The organism is Peptostreptococcus faecalis (assembly GCF_900240845.1).
Lineage (GTDB): Bacteria > Bacillota > Clostridia > Peptostreptococcales > Peptostreptococcaceae > Peptostreptococcus > Peptostreptococcus faecalis.
This window is the reverse complement of record NZ_OERU01000002.1, coordinates 141,364-163,367: the sequence shown is the minus strand read 5'-3', so window position 1 is coordinate 163,367 and position 22,004 is coordinate 141,364. Positions and strand designations below refer to the sequence as shown.

Below are 22,004 nucleotides of genomic sequence, written 5' to 3'. Positions count from 1 at the left end.
TACAATAATCCTGATTAATTTGTTATAATAAAATTAAATATTAAATAAGATATTTAATTGAATTATATTCAAACAAAATCTTTTAAAAAGAAGAAGGTGAAGATATTGTGAGGATATCTTTACCTTCTTTTGTATTAAATTAATGGAGGCAAACATGATTAGAAGTTTTGATGAAGTTATAGAAAGAGTAAAAGCATTTCCAGATATGAAGCGTTGTGGTGTATGTATGGCAGACCACGCAGCGATTGGTGGAGCTCTAGAAGCAGAGAATATTGGACTTGCAAAACCTGTATTTATAGGGTTTGAAGATGAAATAAAAGAAGTGTTAAATGAATTAGGAGCAAAAAAAGAGTATCCTATTATAAATGTAGCTTCGCCTGAAGAAGCTGCAGAAAAGGTAGTTGAGTTAGTTAGAGAAGGTGAAGTTGACTTTATACTAAAAGGTCATATAGAAACTGCTGTTTTGATGAGAGCCGTAGTTGATAAAGAAAAGGGACTTAGAACTGACAGATTAATGTCCCATATGTCATTTGAAGAAGTACCTACATACCATAAATTGATTACAATTACAGATGGTGGTATGTGTACCTATCCAGATGTAGAAGAAAAACAAAAAATAATAGAAAACGCTGTAGAAATTTATCACAAGTTAGGATATGAAAAACCAAAAATAGCGTGTCTTTCAGCAATAGAAAAGGTAAATCCTAAAATGCAGTGTACAGTAGATGCAGGTGAGTTGAAAGCTAGAAATCAAAGAGGAGAAATAACAGGATGTATAGTTGAAGGTCCTATATCTTTTGATTTAGCTTATAGCAAAAAGGCATCCGAAGTAAAAGAATACAAGAGCGAAGTAGCTGGTGATCCAGATATATTACTTGCTCCAGATATACATGCTGGGAATATATTGGATAAGACATTCAATTTTGCAGCTGGAGGAAAAATGGCAGGATTTATAGTAGGGGCTAAGTGTTTGATTGTATTGACATCTCGTAGTGCATCTGCTGAAGAAAAATACTTGTCAATCGCTATGGCTGCACTAGCACAGCATTAATTAAATCAAGTGAATTTATGTGGAGGAACACAAAATATGAAAATACTTATTATAAACCCAGGATCGACTTCTACAAAAGTTGGAATATATGAAGATTTAGAAGAAAAAATAATAGAGAATATAACTATAGATGCGGATGTTTTAAAGCAATATAAAGGTCTATATGATCAGACTGATATGAGATTAAAACAAGTGTATGACTTTTTAGATAAAAACTCAATTTCCCCTAGTGAAATTGATGTAATTGTATCTAGAGGTGGGATGTTGCCACCAGTTCATACAGGTGCGTACGTTATTGACGATGAATTATGTGATATAGCAAGAAACCATCCAGCTCAATTGCATGCATCGAACTTAGGTGCTTTGGTAGCAAGAGAAATATCAAAGAAAAATGATATTCCAGCGTATATATACGATGCAGTATCAGTTGATGAATTGACTGATTTATCAAGATTATCAGGTGTTAAAAAATATCCAAGAAGAAGTTTTTCCCACGCTCTAAACACAAGAGCTGTAGCGATGAGATATTGTGAAGAAAATGGACTTGATTACAAAAATTCATCAATAATCGTTGCTCATTTGGGTGGTGGAATATCTTTAAATATTCAAAAAAATGGTCACCTAATTGATATTACATCTTCTGATGAAGGCCCTTTTTCAACAAATAGAGCAGGTTTTATACCAATTTACAGTTGTATAAATATTGTTAAAGAAGAAGGTGGAGATGCTCTTCAGAAATATGAAGACAGCGTAGGTGGATTAGTTTCACATCTAGGAACAAATGATGCTAGAGAAGTAGAAAAAATGATAGCAAATGGAGATGAAAATGCAAAGCATGTGTATGAAGCTATGGCATATCAAATTTCAAAGTCTATAGGAGCATTATCTGTAGTAGAAAATGGGAAGATAGATGCGATATTATTGACAGGTGGAATGTCACATTCTAAAATGTTGACAGACTGGATAATAGAAAGAGTATCTTTCATTGCTCCAGTAAAGTTGTATCCAGGAGAATTTGAAATGAAAGCATTAGCTGCTGGTGGATATAGAATTATGAAAGGTCAAGAAAAAGCTGACAAGCTTAGATTATAAAACTATATTAAACAAATTCTGCACCGAAATAAAATCATTATAACTCAAAGACGATGTAATGAAATCTAAGGGATAGGAGGAATACAACAAAGAAATTCTGTTGTATGAATGATTTATGAATATTGATAAATATGAAGGTGTAGTAGAGGACTTCGGCTCTTTTATGTCATTTATAGACACATTGGCAATGATTATATCAGAAATGTTTGGAAACAACTGTGAAGTCGTTATATCTGATCTGGATAATCCAGAAAAGTCAATATTGGCGATATATAATGGCCATGTGACTGGAAGAGAAGTTGGAGATGCACTGACAACTAGATCTGAAGAGTTGATAGAAAGAAGTAAGGGCGGACATACTATAAACTATAAAAAAGCGAGTAAAAAGGTAAAAAAAGAAATAAAGTCATCAACCATTGTTACAAAGGCATTTGGAAAAAACTTATCATTTTGTATTAATTATGATTGTGATGATTTAGTAGGTTTAGATATGAAAATCAAGAGCTTTTTGTCAATGGGATCAGAAGTATATGATGAGTTTGACACTTATGATAGCGGGGAGTTAGTTCAGAGAAAATTTTTGGCTGAAGTGGAAAAAATGAAAAAACCAATAGTGGGTATGAACAAGCAAGATAGGATATTGTTGATTAAAAATTTGAAAAATGCAGGAGTTTTTAATATACAAAAATCAGTTCCATATATAGCTGAACAGATTGGTGTATCAAGGTATACTATATATAACTACCTTAATGAAATTGAAAAAAATGAAAAAAATAAATAAAACTTTTGAAAATTATGTTTAAAAAGCATTAAAATGTGATAAATATATAGTGTAACGTAATTTAGAATACTCAATCTCCCCTAATGAGAATCTTATCCCCCTAAGATTCTCATTTTTTTTGATTCAAATTTTAATTTATATGGAAGACTATTATCTTTTTTTATTTATAAAAGAAGAACCTAAATATTTTTTTATATCTTCATATGAAGAAAAATCGTCAATTAGAATTTCTTTACCAGTATCTTCAAATACTACTAAAACTTCACAGTTACCTTGTAAGAAGAACTTTCTTACAGTTTCTTCTTTTACTTCTCTAACTTTTATAATATTTTTTTTATCTTTTTCGAAGTCTTTAGTATAATAACTTCCCATGATATTTATTATTTTTGTGTATCTATTCATAGCTATTACTCCTTAAAATTTAAATTAATTTATGTATATTATACAATGTAATATATTTAGGTTCAAGGTGATTGCTCAATAAAAGGATTCTGACTGATGATATACTTTCTTAAATATGATAAAATATAGTGTAGATTACTAAGTACAGGTGGTGTGAGATGAAATTAAATCAGATAAAAGGTAATACTTATTGGATACGAGGTGGAACTAACACCGGAGTATATATATTCGAAGATAATACTGTACTTCTAATAGATACTGGTATTGGCGGAAGTAGAATAAATAAAATGGTTGAAATTTTACAAGAAAATAAAATGGATGTTAAATATATAATGACTACACATGAACACGAAGATCACTGTGGAGGGAATTATCAGATAAGAGAAATATATCCAGATGTTATAATATATGCACCTAAGAGAGCAAAGATATACATGGAAAATCCTGATGTATATGTAGATTTTTTAATAGGTGGAAGACATTCACAAAATATAAAAAGCGAAATCGAAAAGCACTTTCAAGGATCAACAAAAGTAGATAATACTGTATATCCAGGCGAAAAAATAAATATTAAGAATCATATATTTGAAATAGTGGATTGCTCTGGGCATACAAGCGATGGAGTTGGTATAAAAACGGATGACGATGTTGTATTTTTAGCGGATTTAATGGTAACAAAAAATTCACTGGCTAAGTTTGATTTCTTATTTATGTATGACTATCCGAGTCAAATAAGATCTTTAGAAAATGTAAAAAATATTGATTTTAAATACAGCATATTGGGTCATTCTAGAGGAGTATATTCAAAATCGGAAACTATAGAAATAGCAGACTATAACTACAAGGCTTTGGTTAGATTAGTAGAATTTGTTATGGATACACTAAAAGAGCCAAAGACAATAGACGAAATAATAAAGAATTTTATAGATATAAAAAAATTACCATCATACTATATGGCATATTTAGAGTATAGAAACTCATTAAATGCTACACTGGCATTTTTACATGATCTTAAATTAATTGAAGTTGCCCTTGAAGATAACATACTAAAATATGTAGCAATTGAAAAATATGATGCGGATAAAATTAAAGATGCAATTATGAAAAAACGCGAAAAGTAAAACTATGTAATATTGGAGGTAAAATAATGAAGCTGTTTGCAATAGGTGATTTACACTTATCTGGAGCTGTAGATAAGCCGATGAATATATTTGGTGATAACTGGATAGGACACGACAAGATTATATTTGATGATTGGAAAGAAAAAGTATCAAATGAGGACGTAGTTTTAATCGTAGGAGATATTTCATGGGCTTCAAAACTTCAAGATGCTAGAGTGGACTTGGATAGAATTTCTGAGTGTCCTGGTAAAAAATATTTGATAAGAGGAAATCATGATTATTGGTGGGGTACAGCTACAGCATTAAATAAATTGTACGAAGATGATATGAATTTTATGAATACAAAATATGAAACATTAGGAGAATATGCAATATGTGGTAGCAGAGGGTGGATTTGTCCTAATGAACATTGCTTTGAAGAAAAAGATTTTGAAATATATAAAAGAGAAGCAAATAGATTAAAAATATCTCTAGAAAGTGCAAGAAAAGATGGTTTTGATAAATTTATAGTAATTATGCATTATCCTCCAACTAATGAAAAGTTTGAAAACTCCTTTTTTATGGATATTATAAACGAATACAAACCTGAGCATGTTATATATGGGCACATTCATGGAAAGGAAAACTTTAAGTATGGACTTCAAGGAGAATTAAATGGTGTAAATTTTCATTTGGTATCGTGTGATTATTTAGATTTTAAATTGAAAGAAATTTTTATTAAATAAAATTTAGTATAAATTTAAATGAAAAAATAAATACTAAATTAAAATTTAACAATTTTTGGAACTCAAAATAATTAATAGAAGATGCAGCGGAGGTAGATGGTGAGTAGAAATATATGCATTGATATAGATGGGACAATGATTGATCCATACTTTTTTGTTCCCTATTTAAATAAACTAACGGGCAAAGAAATTACAAATGATCAGTTTATATCTACTAACTGGAATGATGTCTACGGTACTGAATATGATTGGATATATGAAAATTTTGATATAAATTATTCTTATATATACGAAGAGATGAATATATTGGATAATGTCACAAATGTGATAAATCAATTAGAACGTAGTGGTGATAAAGTTTTTTTTGTGACTGCTAGGAGCAGTGAAATCGATGATATAACGAAAAAATGGATATCAAACAATGGACTTGATCCTGATTTGGTATACTCACTTAGCGGAAATGGCGGGAAAGTAAGTATGGCAAAAAAGCTAAGGTGTGATATATTTATTGAAGATGATCCAGAGAATGCAATAAATTTAGATAAAGCTGGAATAAAAGTTATTTTATTAGATTGTGCATATAATCAAAATATAGACGGTCAAAATATAATAAGGGTAAAAAACTGGAAAGAAATTCAAAAAATATTACTTAAATAAAAAATCTCCTCAGTAAGAGGAGATTTTTTATTTAAGTATGTGGATTAAAGAGAATCTTTAGATCCTAAAACAATGTCTATTTTTTCTGATACAACTGCCTGTATAGCATCTCTTCCAGCACCTAGATATTTTCTAGGGTCAAACTGTGATGGGTTTTCAGCCATGAACTTTCTCATAGAAGCAGTCATTGCTAGTCTTAAATCTGTATCCATGTTGATTTTGCAAACAGCCATTGATGATGCTTTTCTAAGCATTTCAACTGGAATACCCTTAGCTCCGGCGATATCTCCACCAAATTTATTAGCAGTAGCAACAATTTCCTGATCTACAGCAGACGCTCCGTGAAGAACGATTGGGTAGTTTGGAAGCTTTGCCTGAATTGATTCAAGTATGTCAAATCTTAACTTAGCTTCTCCCTTGAACTTGAATGCTCCGTGAGAAGTACCTATAGCTATAGCAAGTGAATCAACGCCTGTTCTGTTTACAAAGTCAACTGCCTGATCAGGATCAGTAAACTTGTGTACATCAGAAGTAACATCATCTTCTGTTCCAGCTAGAACACCTAATTCAGCTTCTACTGATACATTTTTAGAGTGTGCATATTCTACAACTTCCTTAGTAATAGCAACATTTTCTTCGTAATCAAGATGAGAACCATCAATCATAACTGATGTAAATCCAGCATCTATACACTTCTTAGCCATTTCAAAATTTGGACCATGGTCAAGGTGTAGAGCACAATCTACTCCTATTTCATCTGATGCAGCCTTTACCATAGCTACTAATGTATTTATGCCTGCATATTCAATAGCTGACTTTGAAGCCTGAATAATAACTGCAGAATTTTTTTCCTTACAAGCTCTAAGAACTCCTTGTAGTTGTTCTAAATCACTTATATTAAAAGCTCCAATTGAGTATCCACCCTTGTATGCTTTTTCGAACATTTTTTTAGTGTTTATTAACGACATAATATCCTCCTTACAAATATATAATTATATTAGACAAAAATTTAAATTTTTATTATTGTCAAGTCCTATTATATCAAAAAAAAAAAAAAATGATAGCTAAAATAATAATAATTTTTTTAAACTTGCGTAAATTTCATTGTGTAAACTATTTAATATTATATTTTAATACAGAAAATCTTAAAGAAAAATTAAGAAATATATGCACTTTTATTTTAGTTTTAGATCGTATAATGAATATAAAGAAAGATAAGAGGCTATAAGGAGGTGGCATAAAATGAAAATAGTTATTTTGACAGCAAAATATGGTATGGGGCATGTGTCAGCAGCCAATTCTATAAAACAGGATATATTAAAATTTAATAGTGAAGCAGATGTTGAAATAATTGACTATTTTGAGTATACTATGCCGACACTATCAAAATTCCTATACAAAGCATTTAATGTCACACTAAAATATGCTAAGGAATTATATAGTCTGTACTATTTAAGAAATGATAGAAAAACAAGCGGAAGAGATGTATTTACTAGAAGATTTGCAAACATGGCTGAAAAGTTGATATTAGAAAAACAAGCAGATGTAATTGTATCTACTTTCCCACTAATATCTCAAGGTATTGGGCTTTATAAAAAAGAAAGCGGATCTAAAATATCTTTAGTAACTTGTATTACAGATGTAAGCAGTCACTATGAATGGATAAATGATTATACAAATAGATATTTAGTTCCTTCTGATTCAATAATGAATGAATTAGTAGAAAAGGGAGTAAAAAAAGATATAATAATATCTTCAGGAATACCAGTTTCTATGAATTTTAGAAAGATATCTATGAATAATACTTTTGGTAAGAATAAAACTATAAAGATAAATAAAAATAAAGAACTCTTAATAATGGGAGGTGGATTTGGTATACTTCCTGAAGAAGATTCTTTTTATAAAAAATTAAACTCATTGAATAATATACATACTACAATAGTAACAGGTAATAATAAAAAGGCATATGAAATGCTACATGGTAAGTATGATAATATAACAGTAGTTGGATTTACAAATAAAGTTTATGAACTACTAGAAAAAGCAGATTGTATTATCACTAAGCCAGGTGGAATAACAGTGTTTGAGTCGATTTATTCGTTGACACCAATTATTTCACTACCTACTACTTTACCAAATGAAGTTAAAAATGTGGATTTTATATATTCTAATAATTTTGGATTCATGCTTGATGGAACATCTGAAAAAGATTTAGATATAGTCGAAAGATTATTGAATGATAATGCTAGTATGTCTAAAATTAAAAAGTCGATGTCAAGATTTGTTGATGGGTTAAATAAAAATTACTATAATGCATCTTGTATGGATGCAGAGTCAATAATATAATTTCAGAAGAATTGACAATTATAACAAAGAGATAATGTTTAATTAAATAATAAATGATTAGTAATAAGTGATAAGAATAAGGTTGTCTCGGTAAGATAAGGCAGCCTTATTTTTATTTATAAATTGATTAAAAGGCTAATTCACTTTTCAAGTGGATTAGCCTGTATTTAAAGATATAACGACAACAAAAAAATAGAAAAAAGGATATAGGCTAGTAAAAAATATTATGCTTAGTTATAATTAAAATATACATAAATATTACATACTAGGAGGTAGAGATGATATTGATAAAGATTTTACTTGTATTGGTATTAGTATTTATAGTTCATTCTATAATACCAACATACTACAATAAGATATTTAATAAAAATGCAATAAGAAAAACGGATACGGATAATAATATAATGCTGACATTTGATGATGGTCCAGATAAAAGATATATTAATCAGTTGTTAGCGGTACTAGAAAAAAATGATGTGAAAGCTATATTTTTTATGGTTGCCAAAAATGCACAAAATAATTCAGAAATAGTGAAAAAAATAGAAAATAAAGGTCATAAAATAGCTCTTCATTCTTGGGAACACAAAAATGCAATGCTTTATAGCTATTTTTATACAAAGAAGGATTTTGAAAATAGCAAGCAAATAATGAGTAGTTTAGGAGTTAAAGACTTTATATATAGACCACCATGGGGTCATACCAATATATTTTCTAATCACTTTGTTAAAAAGCACAATATGAAACTGATGTATTGGGATGTAATGGCAGAAGATTGGAGTGCAAGTAGTACACCGGAGTCTATTAGTGAAAAATTATTAAAAAGGACAACTAAAAACAGTATTATTTGCTTACATGATGCAGGAGAAAACTCTGGAGGAGCAAAAGATGCACCACTTAATACTATAGAAGGTCTTGATATAGCAATACCTAAGTTAAAAGAGAAGGGGTATAATTTTGTATTGCCACAGTAATAAATAAAATAATTTTAAAATTATATACCGAAAAGGAGTGAAAATGGAAGGATTAAAGAGTAAAAAGAGCCAGTTTCTAGGAATTGGTATAATGGTAGTGATAATGGTTGGATACATCGCATATGTATTGAAAGATGAATCTCCAACAGAAATAATAAATGCTATAAAAAATGTGAAGCCTACATTCATGCTAATTGCATTGGGACTTATGGCTTTTTATATAATCTGTGAAGGAATAAATATATGGATAATGATGAAAGCCCTTAATAAAAAAACAAATATAAAAAATTGCTTGGGGTATGGATTTGTAGGATTTTATTTTAGTTCAATAACGCCATCAGCTTCAGGAGGGCAACCTGCTCAAATTTTCTTTATGAAAAGGGATGGAATATCTATGACATCATCTTCACTTGGATTGATGGTAGTGTTTGTAGCACATCAGCTAGTTGTAATTGCTTACGGAATAGCGGCTTTTTTTTCACCAATAAGTGATAATATAACTCAAATGACTGGGGTTAAATTGCTTTTGCTGTACGGATTTTTATCAAATGCAGTGATCTTGTTAGCTATTGCACTTTTAATTTTTTCACCTAAGACTGTGTTTAAAATTTTAAATGTATCGGTTTTATTTCTTTACAAGATAAAATTGGTAAAGAACTTAGATAAAATGAAAAATAAGATATCAGTATCTATACAGGAGTATGAAGCGGGTGCGATTTATATGAAAAATAATCCTAAAGTTATATTACATGTAACACTTGTAACTATGATTCAAATTGCAGCTTTATTTATAATTCCATATTTTATATATAAGGGGTTTGGATTAAGTGGATTCTCTATGTGGGATTTGATGTTTGCTCAAGCAATATTAAATATTGCTGTATCAGCACTTCCGTTGCCAGGAGCAGTAGGTGCTAGTGAAAGCGTCTTTGTTGGATTATTTAGAATATTTTTCGGAAGTGGTCTTGTTATACCAGCAATGTTGCTTACAAGAATTGCAAATTTCTACTCAGTATTAATAATTAGTGGTATAATATCATTAGTGATGTATATAACAACAACGAAAAATATCAGTGCTAACAAAGAAATTAAAGAAAAAGAAAATGCTTAAAATATAAAGGCTGAGTCAGTATTTAAATAAGGAGGTTGGTTTATGTCCATTCAAAATAAAATAGAACAAAAACAGACCCAAAAAATAATTATTTCAAATAAATTGGTTCAGTCTTTAAATATACTGAATTTAGGTCGACAGGAGTTAGAAAATAAGTTAGAAATTGAATATGAAAGCAATCCAGCATTAGAAGTAAAGATTGAAAAAAACGAAATAGATTGGGAAGAGTATATAAAAAACGACATTAAGACACATAGAGTTGATAGAAATGAAACTGTATTTACGGATACTTCGGATTATGACTTTGAAAATATGACCGTGGATAGAGATACTATTTACGATAAATTGCATGCGCAAATAAACATAATGAAAATTTCTAATAAACATAAAGGAATATGTAACTACTTGATTGATAGCCTTGATAAGGATGGCTATTTAAGAGAGGAAAATGATATTATATCTAAAAAATTAAAGGTAAGTAAAAGCAAAGTTGAAGAATGTATAGAGATAGTTCAGAGTTTAGAGCCTACTGGTATTTGTGCTAGAAATTTAAAGGAATGTATCATTTTACAACTTCGTCAACGAGGTATATTTGATGATGTACTAGAGAAGATGATAAAAGAAAATTTAAACGCCATAGCGAATTCAAATATTAAAATACTATCATCCACATATAAAATAAAAAAAGATGATGTAATTTCATATATTGAATTAATAAAATCATTAAATCCAAAACCAGTAGAAGCCTGTAGTGACGATACAATAGTATATGCGTATCCAGATGTAGTTGTTGAGTTAGAAGAGGGGAGATATATTGCTAAGCCGTATGATGAAAAAAAGGTAAGGATAGGAATAAATGAATATTATAAAAATCTATTTATAAATACTGACGATAAAGAGGTAAAGCTTTTCTTAAAAGAAAAATTAAATTCTGCAAAAAAAATAATGGATGATGTATACGAAAGAAATTCTACGATAGTAAAAATTGCAAACGCTATTATAGAATTACAATACGGTTTTTTTGAAAGTAATGCACAGTTAAAACCAATGACTCTAAACGATATATCAGATATAGTTGGTTGCCATGTATCTACAGTGAGTAGGGGCGTGAATGATAAATATATGTTGACATCTAAAGGATTGTTAGAATTTAAACATTTTTTTTCCAATTCATATGAACTAGACAATGGAAATGTAATTTCTTCATCGGAAATAAAAAAGTGCATAAAAGAAATTATTGATAATGAAGAAAAAAGGAAGCCTTTAAGCGATAAAAAGATAGAGGATATTCTAAAAGAAAAGGGATATGACGTTGCGAGACGAACTATATCAAAGTATAGGGAAGAATTAGGCTTTTTAAATTCGTCTAAGAGAAAAATATTATAAATATATAAGAACAAAGGTACTATCTTGCTATTAGTAACATATCAAGATAGTACCTTTGTCCTTATGCGAGATTAAATTTGTAGAGAATAAAAAAATTAAAAATAAATAAATAAATTTTATAAATTAGATTGATTTTTTTAAAAGGAGGGTATATAATAATCCATGTGGGACAGAAAGTAACATCATAGGACGACAAACAGCCCACTTCTTTTAAAACAGGAGGAAAATAAAATGGACGAGTTGATAGAAGTTCAAAAAAAAATAATTCCTCATGCTATTGAACTGATGGAAAAGAGATATGCGATTTTAAGACAAATCTCAATTAGTCAGCCAATTGGCAGAAGAATGCTATCTGTTCTATTAGACATTAGTGAGAGGACAACTAGAACGGAGATAGATTTCTTGAAGGAACAAAATTTGATAGAAATTGCTGGATCTGGTATGACAATCACTGAAGAAGGCAAAGATGTTTTGAAAAAACTAGACCAAGTAATGATTGAAGTAATGGGAATTTCAGTATTACAGCAAAGTCTAAAGGAAAAGCTAGGAATAAAAAATATAGCAATATCTAAAAATATAAATGAAACAAAAGAAGGCATATCAAAGGGAGTTGCGAAATGTGCAGCTGATTATATACTTAAGGTTTTAAAACCTGAAGATATAGTAGCTATAGCTGGAGGAACTACTATGAGAGATATTGCAGAAAATATCAAGTCAGAAACTCGCTATGGTGAAGTTACAGTATTGCCAACAAGAGGAAGTGTAGGTCTAGATATTGACATTCAGGCAAATAATATAGCAGCTTTACTTGCTAAAAACTTGGGAGCAAAGGTAGAATTTTTATATGTTCCAGATCAAGTTGAAGATAGTGCAAGGGAAACAATTATGAATATACCTGATGTGAAAAATACGATAGAAGACTTAAAATTAGCTGACAAAATGATACTTAGTGTTGGAAGAGCTGATGTAATGGCTAAAAGACGAGCGATGTCTCAAGAAGATATCAAAAAACTAAAAGACGGAGGCGCAATTGCTGAAGCTTTTGGATATTATTTCGATAAAGATGGAAATATAGTTATGAAGTTAAATACTATTGGAATAGACATAGAAATGTATAAAAACTCAAAAAACCCAATAGTCGTGTTTTCAGGTCAAGACAAAGTAGATTCATTCTTGGCAATGTATAAAATAAACAAAAACTTAACTTTAATAACTGATGAAAACAGCGCAAGAGAAATATTGAATAAAATAAGTAATTAATCTATAAACTTAGTTTAAATATAGATAATATAAATTGAAAAATAAAAGAACCCTATGAAATAGGTTGGAGGTAAAAAATGGTTAAAGTAGCAATTAATGGATTTGGTAGAATAGGTAGATTAGCATTAAGACAGATGGTTGAACAGTCAGATAAGTTTGAAGTAGTAGCAATAAATGATTTAACAGATTCTCACATGTTAGCTCATCTTTTTAAATATGATACAGCACAGGGCAGATTCAATGGAGAAATAATTGAAGAAAAAGATGCTTTTATTGTAAATGGAAAAGAAATAAAGATATTATCAGAAAGAAATCCTGAAAATCTTACTTGGAAGGAAATGGATGTTGATATAGTTTTAGAATGTACTGGATTTTTCACTTCAAAGGAAAAAGCAGAAGCGCACATAAAGGCAGGAGCAAAGAAAGTTCTAATTTCTGCACCAGCTACAGGTGATGTAAAGACAATAGTATACAATGTAAACTCAGATATATTAGATGGTAGTGAAACAGTAGTTTCAGGAGCATCTTGTACAACAAACTGCCTTGCACCAATGGCTAAGGTATTACAGGATAAGTTTGGAATAGTAGAAGGATTAATGACTACTATACATGCATATACAAATGACCAAAATACTCTTGATGCACCTCATGCAAAGGGAGATTTAAGAAGAGCTAGAGCTGCTTCAGAAAATATTGTACCTAACACAACAGGTGCAGCAAAGGCTATAGGTCTTGTAATACCAGAATTAGTTGGTAAGCTTGATGGAGCTGCACAGAGAGTTCCAGTAGCAACAGGATCAATTACTGAATTAGTTTGTGTACTTGAAAAGAACACATCAGTAGAAGAAGTAAATGCTGCTATGAAGGCTGCTTCAAATGAATCTTTTGGATACACTGAAGATGAAATAGTATCAAGTGATATAATAGGAATACATTACGGATCATTATTTGATGCGACTCTAACAAAGGTAATGGATGTAAACGGACATCAGTTAGTTAAGACTGTATCTTGGTATGATAATGAAATGTCTTATGTATCACAGTTAATTAGAACACTATCTTTAGTAGGAAGCATGACAAAATAATAAAAAATAAACTGGTTTTGAAGAAAAGTCTTTAATAGGCCTCGAAGGCGCCAGAAATTTAAAGTCCGAGGGTAAGTTTCTTTAACCCTCGGACTTTTATTATGTGATTCTCAATGAATTGTATATAATAATTATTTTGTTTTAGTAAATTAAATTTAGCAAAATATCATAATATAGTATATATTATATTCAAAAAAAACTTTAATATGTGATATAATTATGGGGTAATATTGAATTATGGACGGAAAAAAATTTATAAACTAATAGAGTATACTACATTTAGTGTACTAAAATTAGTGCAAAAAAGTACAATGAGATAAAAGGAGAATTTTTATGACAATGCTTAGTAAAAAAACTATTGAAGATATCGAGGTAAAGGGAAGAAGATGTTTAGTAAGATGCGATTTCAATGTGCCTTTAAAAGATGGTGAAATTACAGATGATAACAGATTAGTTGGAGCTTTACCTACAATAAAATACTTAATAGAAAATGGTGCGAAAGTAATTTTATGCTCACACCTTGGAAAGCCAAAAGGAGAAGCAAAGCCAGAACTTTCATTAGAGCCAGTAGCAAATAAATTGTCTGAAATGTTAAATAAAAATGTGGTTTTTGCAGCTGATGATAATGTTGTCGGTGATAATGCAAAAAAAGCAGTTTCTAATATGAATGATGGAGATGTAGTACTACTTCAGAATACTAGATATAGAATAGAAGAAACAAAAAATGAAAAGAATTTTTCACAAGAACTAGCTTCACTTGCAGATGTATTTGTGAATGATGCCTTTGGAACAGCTCATAGAGCACACTGCTCAACAGTAGGGGGAGGAGAATTTCTTGAAGAAAGAGTTTGTGGATATTTAATACAAAAAGAACTTGATTTCCTTGGAAAATCAGTAGAAAATCCTGACAGACCACTTCTTGCAATATTAGGTGGTGCTAAAGTCAGCGATAAATTAGGTGTAATAAATAATCTTTTAGAAAAAGTGGATACACTTATAATAGGTGGAGGAATGGCATACACTTTTATTAAGTCTATGGGTCATGAAATAGGAACATCTCTTTTAGAAGAAGATAAAATGGATTATGCAAAAGAAATGATGGAAAAGGCAAAAGAAAATGGAGTAAAATTATTACTTCCTTTAGATTTTATATATGCAGATAGATTTGCGGAAGATGCTGAGCCTCATGTAACAGAAGGAAGGGATATACCAGCTGATTGCATGGGTCTAGATATTGGACCAAAGACAATAGCTCTATTTACAGAAGCTGTTGAAAACTCTAAAACTATTGTTTGGAATGGACCTATGGGTGTCTTTGAATTTGAAAACTTTGCTAAGGGAACAAGAGCTATAGCAAAAGCTATGTCAGAAGTTGATGCGATTACAATAATAGGTGGAGGAGACTCTGCAGCAGCTGTAAATCAAATGGGGTATGGAGATAAAATGAGCCATATTTCAACAGGTGGAGGGGCTTCACTTGAATTTTTAGAAGGTAAAGAATTACCTGGAATAGCTGCACTTGACAATAAATAATAAATTAAGGAGATATACAATGAGAAAGCCTATAATAGCAGGAAATTGGAAAATGAATAAGACTATAAAAGAAGGTCTTGAATTTGTTGAAAGTATAAAGGGAAAAACTGACGATAACGTAGAAACTTTAATTTGCGCTCCTTTCACTTTGCTAAAAGATTTAAAGGAAGCGACAAAGGGAACTAATATAAAAATTGGTGCTCAGAATATGCATTTTGAAAACTCTGGAGCATTTACAGGAGAAGTAGCACCTGCAAACCTAGTAGAAATTGAAATGGATTATGTAATAATAGGACATTCAGAAAGAAGAGAAATGTTCAATGAAACAGATGAATCTTGTAATAAAAAGGTTCTAAAAGCAATAGAAGTTGGAATCAACCCAATTCTTTGTTGTGGAGAAACTCTTGAAGAAAGAGAAGCAAATGAAACTATGAAAAAAGTTGAATCACAAGTTAGCAAAGGTCTTTTAAATGTAGATCCAAAAGATTTAGAAAAGGTAGTAATAGCTTATGAACCTATTTGGGCTATAGGAACTGGAAAGACTGCAACTGCACAGCAAGCTAATGAAGTGATATCTTATATAAGATCAGTAGTAAGAAATATGTTTGGCGATTTAGCAGATAGTGTAAGAATTCAATATGGTGGAAGTGTAAAGCCTGCCAATGTTGCAGAAATAATGGGTCAGTCTGATATAGACGGTGCATTAGTTGGAGGAGCATCATTGAAGGCAGATGATTTCTTAGGATTATTAAAATTTTAGTTCAAAAGGATGTGCTTATATGAAAAAACCAGTCGTATTGACGATAATGGATGGATTTGGTTATAACCCAAATACAAAGGGTAATGCAGTAGCAAAAGCAGGAACTCCAAATATAGATAGACTTATGAAAAATTATCCACACGAGCTAATTAACGCTAGTGGATTAGATGTAGGACTTCCTACAGGACAGATGGGAAACTCTGAAGTTGGGCATACTAATATAGGGGCCGGAAGAATTGTATATCAAGATTTAACAAGGATAACAAAGGCAATAGAAGATGGAAATTTCTTTGAAAATAAAGACCTTCTATCAGCTATGTCAAATGCAAAAGAAAAGAGTCTTCATATATTAGGGTTACTTTCTGATGGTGGAGTTCACTCACATATAGATCATTTGAAAGCTGTAATAAAAATGGCTAAAGAAAATGACGTAAAAAACGTATTTGTACATGCATTTACAGATGGAAGAGATACAGATCCACAAAGTGCTATAAATTACGTTGCAGAAATTGAAGAATATATGAAAGAAATTGGAGCTGGAAAATTTGCAACTGTTTCTGGAAGATATTATGCAATGGACAGAGATAAGAGATGGGATAGAGTTCAAAAAGCGTATGAAGCAATTGTGGATTCAAAGGGTGAATTTGCCAATTCAGCTAAAGAATGCATAGAAAATTCATATAAAGCTGATATAAATGATGAATTTGTAGTTCCAACTGTTATCACAGAAAATAATAAGCCAGTAGCTCATATTGAAAGTGGAGATTCAGTTGTATTTTTCAACTTTAGACCTGACAGAGCAAGAGAAATTACAAGAGCTATTGTAGATGAAAAATTTGATGGATTTGAAAGAGCTTATATACCTACTGAGTATATTTGCATGACAACATATGATGCAACAATCTCTAATGTAAGTGTAGCATTTGGTCCAGAAAAAATAGTAAATTCATTAGGTGAATATCTTGCTAAAAATGACAAAAATCAGTTAAGAGCAGCAGAAACTGAAAAATATGCACATGTAACATTCTTCTTTAATGGAGGAGTTGAAGAACCATTTAAGGGAGAGGATAGACTTCTTATACCTTCACCAAAGGTAGCAACTTATGACTTAAAACCTGAAATGTCTGCATATGAACTTTTAGAAAAACTTTTAAATGCTCTTGATGAAGATAAGTATGACTTTATAGCAGTAAACTTTGCAAACCCTGATATGGTAGGTCATTCTGGAAATATGGATGCAACTATAAAAGCTGTAAAAGTAGTGGACGAGTGTGTAGGAAAATTATTCGATAAAGTATTAGAGCTTGGTGGAAGCGGAATCATAACGGCTGATCACGGAAATGCTGAACTAATGCTTGATTTGGATACGAATAGACCTATCACAGCTCACTCAACAAATCCTGTTCCATTCATAGTAGTAGGAGAACAATACAGAGGAAAGACGTTATTAGATGATGGAAGACTGTCAGATATAGCTCCTACTGTATTGGATATGATGGATATGAAGCAGCCTGAGGAAATGACAGGCCATTCGCTAATAAAAAAGTAAGTAACAAAAATAACACATAATATAATTATTGATATGATCATATTTATGACTTATCGATAGTACAATATGATATAATAAATTATAAAAAAAATGTTTTTTTGAGAGGAGAAATAAAATGTCGACTATTGAATTAGTATACGCAAGAGAAGTATTGGACTCAAGAGGTAATCCTACAGTAGAGGTAGAAATAGTTCTTGAAAGTGGAGCAAATGGTAGAGCTATTGTTCCTTCTGGAGCATCTACAGGAGCTTTTGAAGCTGTAGAACTTAGAGATGGAGATAAGAGCAGATACCTAGGAAAGGGAGTTCAAAATGCAGTTGACAATGTTAACGAAATAATAGCACCTGAGATTGAAGGTCTTGATGCATTTGATCAGCCTGGTATAGATGGATTAATGATAGAATTAGATGGAACTGAAAATAAAGGGAAATTAGGAGCAAATGCAATCCTAGGAGTTTCTTTAGCGGTTGCTAGAGCAGCAGCAGATGAAATAGGTCTTCCATTATTCCAGTATATTGGTGGAGTAAATGCAAAGCAGTTACCAGTTCCAATGATGAATATTCTAAATGGTGGAGAACATGCAGATAATAACGTAGACGTTCAAGAATTTATGATTCTTCCTGTTGGTGCTGATTCATTTGCAGAAGCTTTAAGAATGGGTGCAGAAGTATTCCACTCACTTAAGAAAGTTCTTGGAGAAAGAGGACTTGCATCAGGTGTAGGTGATGAAGGTGGTTTCGCTCCAAACCTAAAATCAAATAGAGAAGCTCTAGAATTGATAATTGATGCAATTAAGTTGGCTGGATTGACTCCTGGTGAAGATATTATGCTTGGACTAGATGTTGCTGCTACAGAAATGTATGACAAAGAAACAAAGAAGTATGAATTAAAGGGCGAAGGAAAGACTCTTACTTCAGACGAAATGATAGACTTATTCGCTGAGTGGGTAGCTGAATTCCCTATCATCACAATAGAAGATGCTCTTGATGAAGAAGATTGGGATGGATGGAAAGCTCTTACTGAAAAATTAGGTGACAAGGTTCAGTTAGTAGGAGATGATTTATTCGTTACTAACACAACTAGATTAGCAAGAGGAATCGAAAATGGAGTAGCAAACTCAATACTAATAAAGGTAAATCAGATAGGAACACTTACAGAAACTCTAGACGCTATTGAAATGGCAAAGAGAGTAGGATACACTGCTGTAATATCTCATAGATCAGGTGAAACTGAAGATACTACAATAGCTGATATAGCAGTTGCAGTAAATGCTGGTCAAATAAAGACTGGTGCTCCTTCAAGAACTGATAGAGTTGCTAAGTATAACCAGTTATTGAGAATAGAAGAAATAGTTGGTGACTACGCTAGATATGAAAAATTAAATTCTTTCTACAATATTAAAAAGTAGAAATTGAAAGAAATTACTTTTTAAATTGAATATTAAAATTTTAGACTAAATAAGAGATTATTTGTGGTAAAATTAATACCATAGATAATCTCTTATTTAATATTTATTAAAATAAAAAAAAGTTAAATTCTATGCAATAAAATACGATTTTCTTGTGAAATCAGTTGAAATATGGTATAATACAATTTGGATTTGTAGAGACGTCGTTTAAAAGGGAGGATACCATGATAGTTAATATATTTATGGCAATACAAGTAATATTAAGTATTCTAATGATAATAGTTGTTTTACCACAGCAGAGTAAAAAAAGCCAGCCTCAAATTTTTATAGAAGACTCGTCTTCTCAGGCATACTTTAAGCCTAAGGGGAAAGAGGCAGTATTAAATAAGATTACAAAGGTAGTTGCTATACTGTTTTTCATAAATGCGCTTGCTCTTGTAATGGTAATAAAGTAACGAATAGAAAATTTAAAGAATAAATTACTATACACCACTTAATAGTGGTGTTTTTTATTTTTGAAAATAGATATAATAAAATCATTGAATAAAATTAGCATATTTATATTATATTTTCCTAACTAATTGAAATAGACGTCAATTATAGATATAATTAAAAGTATCAGGAGGTGAGCCTATGCTACCAGAAAATATAAAAGAAAAGATATTAGGGCTGTTAGAAGAAGAATTTTACAAGCCGATACCAAAAGAAGATTTTATGAAAATCTTTGTTGAAGATAAAGATGATGAAAATGAATTTTTAAAAATAATAGAAGAACTTTCTGAAAATGGAGATATATTCTTAAATAAAAAGGATAAAGTTGGAAGTTTAAATCATTATTCAATGAAAAAAGGTAAATATTCTTCTACAAAAAGAGGATTTGGATTTATTATTTTAGAAAAAGGTGAACAGGATATATTCGTCAGAGAAAGCGATAAAAATGGAGCTTTTAATGGTGATATTGTATTGGTAAAACTGACTAAACCATCAGATGGGATAAGAAGACCAGAAGGTGTTGTCGTAAAAATAGTAAAAAGAGGAAACTCAGAAATTATAGGGACATTCCAAGAAAATAAAAGTTTTGGTTTTGTAGTATCAGATGATAAAAACTTCAACCAAGATATTTTTATACCAAAAAAATATTTTAGTGGAGCAAAAAATAATGATAAAGTAGTATGTAAAGTAACTTTGTGGCCTGATGATGATAAAAAGCCAGAAGGCAAAATAATTGAAGTTATAGGTAAAAAGGGTGATAGATACGTAGAAATAGATTCAATCGTAAGATCTCATGGGCTACCAGATTCTTTCCCAGAAAAAGTTGTACGTCAAGTAGAAACAATACCTGATCATGTAAGTGAAGACGAAATGATTGGAAGAGTTGATTTAAGAGATGAAATAATATACACAATTGATGGAGATGATTCAAAAGACTTTGATGATGCTGTAGGTGTTGAAATATTAGAAAACGGAAATTATAGACTAGGAGTGCATATAGCCGATGTTACTCATTATATAGCAGAGAACTCTGCTTTAGATAGAGAAGCGCTAAAAAGAGCGACATCAGTATATCTAGTGGATAAAGTAATTCCTATGTTACCAAAAGAACTATCAAATGGAATTTGTTCACTAAATCCTAATGTAGATAGACTTACGTTATCTTGTATTATGGAAGTTTCTCCTGAAAATGGAAAGGTTGTAAAACATGAAATTCATAAATCTGTTATAAGATCTAAGGCAAGAATGACTTATCATAAGGTGAGTGAAATATTAGAAAATGAAGATAAACAACTGATAGAGGAATATGTACCATTTTTAGAAAACTTTAGAAATGCTTGGTCACTAGCAAAAATACTTAGAGAAAAAAGAATAAAAAGAGGAGCTATCGATTTTGATTTCCCAGAAGCTAAAATAGTGCTAGATGATAAGGGTTATCCTATAGATATAACTGCATATGAAAGAAGAAGTTCAAATAAATTGATAGAAGAATTTATGCTACTAGCTAATGAAACAATAGCAGAACATTTTTATTGGCTAAAGTGTCCTTTTGTGTATAGAGTCCATGAAGAGCCAGATGATGAAAAGATTATGAGTTTGAAAAACTTTGTAAATGAGCTAGGATATAAAATGGATTACAGTAGAACAGGTATAAAACCAAGTAATCTTCAAAAACTATTAGATGGAATAGATGATAAAGAATCAAAACACGCAATAGGAACTATAATGTTGAGGTCTTTAAGACAGGCTAGATATTCGCCTGAATCATTAGGACACTTCGGATTAGCAGCAAAGTTTTACTCTCATTTCACTTCTCCTATTAGAAGATATCCAGATCTCCAAATACATAGAATAATAAAGGAAAATTTAGAAAATAAATTTACTGAAAAGAGAAAAGCTCACTATGAGAGCATTTTGGACTATGTATGTGATCAATCTTCAACACAGGAAAGAGAAGCTGATTTAGCAGAGAGAGATGTAGATGATTACTACAAGACAGTATATATGCAAGATAAGGTTGGAGAACAATACGACGGATTTATATCTGGTGTGACATCTTTTGGAATATTTGTTGAGTTGCCAAATGCTGTAGAAGGCATGATAAGATTATATTCTCTTACAGAAGCATTTAAATATAATGAAAAATCACATACACTTGTAGGAACTAGGTCAAATAAAGTATATAGACTAGGTCAAAAAGTAAGAGTGGAAGTAGAAAATGTAAATGTAGACGGTAAAGAAATTGATTTTAAATTTGTATAAAAAGATAAGGGA

The 22,004-nt window shown here is 30.8% G+C and carries 20 protein-coding genes; 18 read left to right on the top strand and 2 right to left on the bottom strand.

Annotation, left to right across the window (positions count from 1 at the left end):
• Positions 1–154: 154 nt before the first annotated feature.
• From C0982_RS06040 to C0982_RS06030, 3 genes are all read left to right on the top strand, one after another.
• On the top strand, positions 155–1,051 hold the full coding sequence (locus tag C0982_RS06040; protein WP_101773362.1) for a bifunctional enoyl-CoA hydratase/phosphate acetyltransferase: 897 nt from the start codon (positions 155–157) through the stop codon (positions 1,049–1,051).
• A 36-nt stretch (positions 1,052–1,087) separates the two neighbouring features.
• Positions 1,088–2,143, top strand: coding sequence for a butyrate kinase (gene buk, locus C0982_RS06035; RefSeq protein ID WP_101773361.1), 1,056 nt, complete (start codon positions 1,088–1,090; stop codon positions 2,141–2,143).
• 115 nt (positions 2,144–2,258) lie between these two features.
• Positions 2,259–2,924 (top strand): helix-turn-helix transcriptional regulator, encoded by a 666-nt coding sequence (locus tag C0982_RS06030; protein WP_101773360.1) that lies wholly within the window; start codon positions 2,259–2,261, stop codon positions 2,922–2,924.
• A gap of 150 nt (positions 2,925–3,074) precedes the next feature.
• On the opposite strand, the gene C0982_RS06025 is transcribed toward C0982_RS06030, so the two are convergent.
• Positions 3,075–3,326 carry a hypothetical protein gene (locus C0982_RS06025; protein ID WP_101773359.1) on the bottom strand — a complete coding sequence of 84 codons (252 nt, stop codon included), beginning with the start codon at positions 3,324–3,326 and terminating at the stop codon, positions 3,075–3,077.
• A 158-nt stretch (positions 3,327–3,484) separates the two neighbouring features.
• On the opposite strand from C0982_RS06025, the gene C0982_RS06020 reads away from it, so the two are divergent.
• From C0982_RS06020 to C0982_RS06010, 3 genes are all read left to right on the top strand, one after another.
• The gene (locus C0982_RS06020) at positions 3,485–4,447 is read left to right on the top strand and encodes an MBL fold metallo-hydrolase (RefSeq protein WP_101773358.1); all 963 of its coding nucleotides are present in this window, start codon (positions 3,485–3,487) and stop codon (positions 4,445–4,447) included.
• A gap of 26 nt (positions 4,448–4,473) precedes the next feature.
• A complete protein-coding gene (locus C0982_RS06015) occupies positions 4,474–5,172 on the top strand; it encodes a metallophosphoesterase (RefSeq protein ID WP_101773357.1) in 699 nt (232 codons plus the stop codon).
• A gap of 99 nt (positions 5,173–5,271) precedes the next feature.
• Positions 5,272–5,829: a 5' nucleotidase, NT5C type gene (locus tag C0982_RS06010; protein ID WP_242961517.1), complete on the top strand. Its 558-nt coding sequence runs from the start codon at positions 5,272–5,274 to the stop codon at positions 5,827–5,829.
• 44 nt (positions 5,830–5,873) lie between these two features.
• Here C0982_RS06010 and fba read toward each other — a convergent pair whose 3' ends face one another.
• A complete protein-coding gene (gene fba / locus C0982_RS06005; RefSeq protein ID WP_101773355.1) occupies positions 5,874–6,797 on the bottom strand; it encodes a class II fructose-1,6-bisphosphate aldolase in 924 nt (307 codons plus the stop codon).
• A gap of 274 nt (positions 6,798–7,071) precedes the next feature.
• On the opposite strand from fba, the gene C0982_RS06000 reads away from it, so the two are divergent.
• The 12 genes from C0982_RS06000 (at position 7,072) to rnr (ending at position 21,992) form a co-directional block, all read left to right on the top strand.
• Positions 7,072–8,175 (top strand): MGDG synthase family glycosyltransferase, encoded by a 1,104-nt coding sequence (locus C0982_RS06000; protein ID WP_101773354.1) that lies wholly within the window; start codon positions 7,072–7,074, stop codon positions 8,173–8,175.
• Between the two features lie 278 nt (positions 8,176–8,453).
• Positions 8,454–9,146: a polysaccharide deacetylase family protein gene (locus tag C0982_RS05995; protein WP_101773353.1), complete on the top strand. Its 693-nt coding sequence runs from the start codon at positions 8,454–8,456 to the stop codon at positions 9,144–9,146.
• A gap of 43 nt (positions 9,147–9,189) precedes the next feature.
• Positions 9,190–10,257 (top strand): lysylphosphatidylglycerol synthase transmembrane domain-containing protein, encoded by a 1,068-nt coding sequence (locus tag C0982_RS05990; protein WP_101773352.1) that lies wholly within the window; start codon positions 9,190–9,192, stop codon positions 10,255–10,257.
• Positions 10,258–10,299: 42 nt separating this feature from the next.
• The gene (gene rpoN / locus C0982_RS05985) at positions 10,300–11,643 is read left to right on the top strand and encodes an RNA polymerase factor sigma-54 (RefSeq protein ID WP_101773351.1); all 1,344 of its coding nucleotides are present in this window, start codon (positions 10,300–10,302) and stop codon (positions 11,641–11,643) included.
• Between the two features lie 231 nt (positions 11,644–11,874).
• Positions 11,875–12,903, top strand: coding sequence for a sugar-binding transcriptional regulator (locus C0982_RS05980; protein WP_101773350.1), 1,029 nt, complete (start codon positions 11,875–11,877; stop codon positions 12,901–12,903).
• Positions 12,904–12,980: 77 nt separating this feature from the next.
• A complete protein-coding gene (gap, locus tag C0982_RS05975) occupies positions 12,981–13,988 on the top strand; it encodes a type I glyceraldehyde-3-phosphate dehydrogenase (protein WP_101773349.1) in 1,008 nt (335 codons plus the stop codon).
• Positions 13,989–14,321: 333 nt separating this feature from the next.
• The gene (locus C0982_RS05970; RefSeq protein WP_101773348.1) at positions 14,322–15,521 is read left to right on the top strand and encodes a phosphoglycerate kinase; all 1,200 of its coding nucleotides are present in this window, start codon (positions 14,322–14,324) and stop codon (positions 15,519–15,521) included.
• A gap of 19 nt (positions 15,522–15,540) precedes the next feature.
• Positions 15,541–16,281 (top strand): triose-phosphate isomerase, encoded by a 741-nt coding sequence (gene tpiA / locus C0982_RS05965; RefSeq protein WP_101773347.1) that lies wholly within the window; start codon positions 15,541–15,543, stop codon positions 16,279–16,281.
• 19 nt (positions 16,282–16,300) lie between these two features.
• Entirely contained in the window at positions 16,301–17,830 is a 1,530-nt protein-coding gene (gene gpmI, locus C0982_RS05960; RefSeq protein ID WP_101773346.1) for a 2,3-bisphosphoglycerate-independent phosphoglycerate mutase, read from the top strand.
• 115 nt (positions 17,831–17,945) lie between these two features.
• Positions 17,946–19,238: a phosphopyruvate hydratase gene (gene eno / locus C0982_RS05955; RefSeq protein WP_101773345.1), complete on the top strand. Its 1,293-nt coding sequence runs from the start codon at positions 17,946–17,948 to the stop codon at positions 19,236–19,238.
• A gap of 224 nt (positions 19,239–19,462) precedes the next feature.
• On the top strand, positions 19,463–19,693 hold the full coding sequence (gene secG / locus C0982_RS05950; RefSeq protein WP_101773344.1) for a preprotein translocase subunit SecG: 231 nt from the start codon (positions 19,463–19,465) through the stop codon (positions 19,691–19,693).
• Positions 19,694–19,871: 178 nt separating this feature from the next.
• Positions 19,872–21,992: a ribonuclease R gene (gene rnr / locus C0982_RS05945; protein WP_101773343.1), complete on the top strand. Its 2,121-nt coding sequence runs from the start codon at positions 19,872–19,874 to the stop codon at positions 21,990–21,992.
• Positions 21,993–22,004: the final 12 nt, after the last annotated feature.

Bases quoted from the DNA above. Each gene is read 5' to 3' on its own strand.
- C0982_RS06040 (WP_101773362.1), top strand. From the start codon at position 155: ATGATTAGAAGTTTTGATGAAGTTATAGAAAGAGTAAAAGCATTTCCA.
- buk (WP_101773361.1), top strand. From the start codon at position 1,088: ATGAAAATACTTATTATAAACCCAGGATCGACTTCTACAAAAGTTGGA.
- C0982_RS06030 (WP_101773360.1), top strand. From the start codon at position 2,259: ATGAATATTGATAAATATGAAGGTGTAGTAGAGGACTTCGGCTCTTTT.
- C0982_RS06025 (WP_101773359.1), bottom strand. From the start codon at position 3,326: ATGAATAGATACACAAAAATAATAAATATCATGGGAAGTTATTATACT.
- C0982_RS06020 (WP_101773358.1), top strand. From the start codon at position 3,485: ATGAAATTAAATCAGATAAAAGGTAATACTTATTGGATACGAGGTGGA.
- C0982_RS06015 (WP_101773357.1), top strand. From the start codon at position 4,474: ATGAAGCTGTTTGCAATAGGTGATTTACACTTATCTGGAGCTGTAGAT.
- fba (WP_101773355.1), bottom strand. From the start codon at position 6,797: ATGTCGTTAATAAACACTAAAAAAATGTTCGAAAAAGCATACAAGGGT.
- C0982_RS06000 (WP_101773354.1), top strand. From the start codon at position 7,072: ATGAAAATAGTTATTTTGACAGCAAAATATGGTATGGGGCATGTGTCA.
- C0982_RS05995 (WP_101773353.1), top strand. From the start codon at position 8,454: ATGATATTGATAAAGATTTTACTTGTATTGGTATTAGTATTTATAGTT.
- C0982_RS05990 (WP_101773352.1), top strand. From the start codon at position 9,190: ATGGAAGGATTAAAGAGTAAAAAGAGCCAGTTTCTAGGAATTGGTATA.
- rpoN (WP_101773351.1), top strand. From the start codon at position 10,300: ATGTCCATTCAAAATAAAATAGAACAAAAACAGACCCAAAAAATAATT.
- C0982_RS05980 (WP_101773350.1), top strand. From the start codon at position 11,875: ATGGACGAGTTGATAGAAGTTCAAAAAAAAATAATTCCTCATGCTATT.
- gap (WP_101773349.1), top strand. From the start codon at position 12,981: ATGGTTAAAGTAGCAATTAATGGATTTGGTAGAATAGGTAGATTAGCA.
- C0982_RS05970 (WP_101773348.1), top strand. From the start codon at position 14,322: ATGACAATGCTTAGTAAAAAAACTATTGAAGATATCGAGGTAAAGGGA.
- tpiA (WP_101773347.1), top strand. From the start codon at position 15,541: ATGAGAAAGCCTATAATAGCAGGAAATTGGAAAATGAATAAGACTATA.
- gpmI (WP_101773346.1), top strand. From the start codon at position 16,301: ATGAAAAAACCAGTCGTATTGACGATAATGGATGGATTTGGTTATAAC.
- eno (WP_101773345.1), top strand. From the start codon at position 17,946: ATGTCGACTATTGAATTAGTATACGCAAGAGAAGTATTGGACTCAAGA.
- secG (WP_101773344.1), top strand. From the start codon at position 19,463: ATGATAGTTAATATATTTATGGCAATACAAGTAATATTAAGTATTCTA.
- rnr (WP_101773343.1), top strand. From the start codon at position 19,872: ATGCTACCAGAAAATATAAAAGAAAAGATATTAGGGCTGTTAGAAGAA.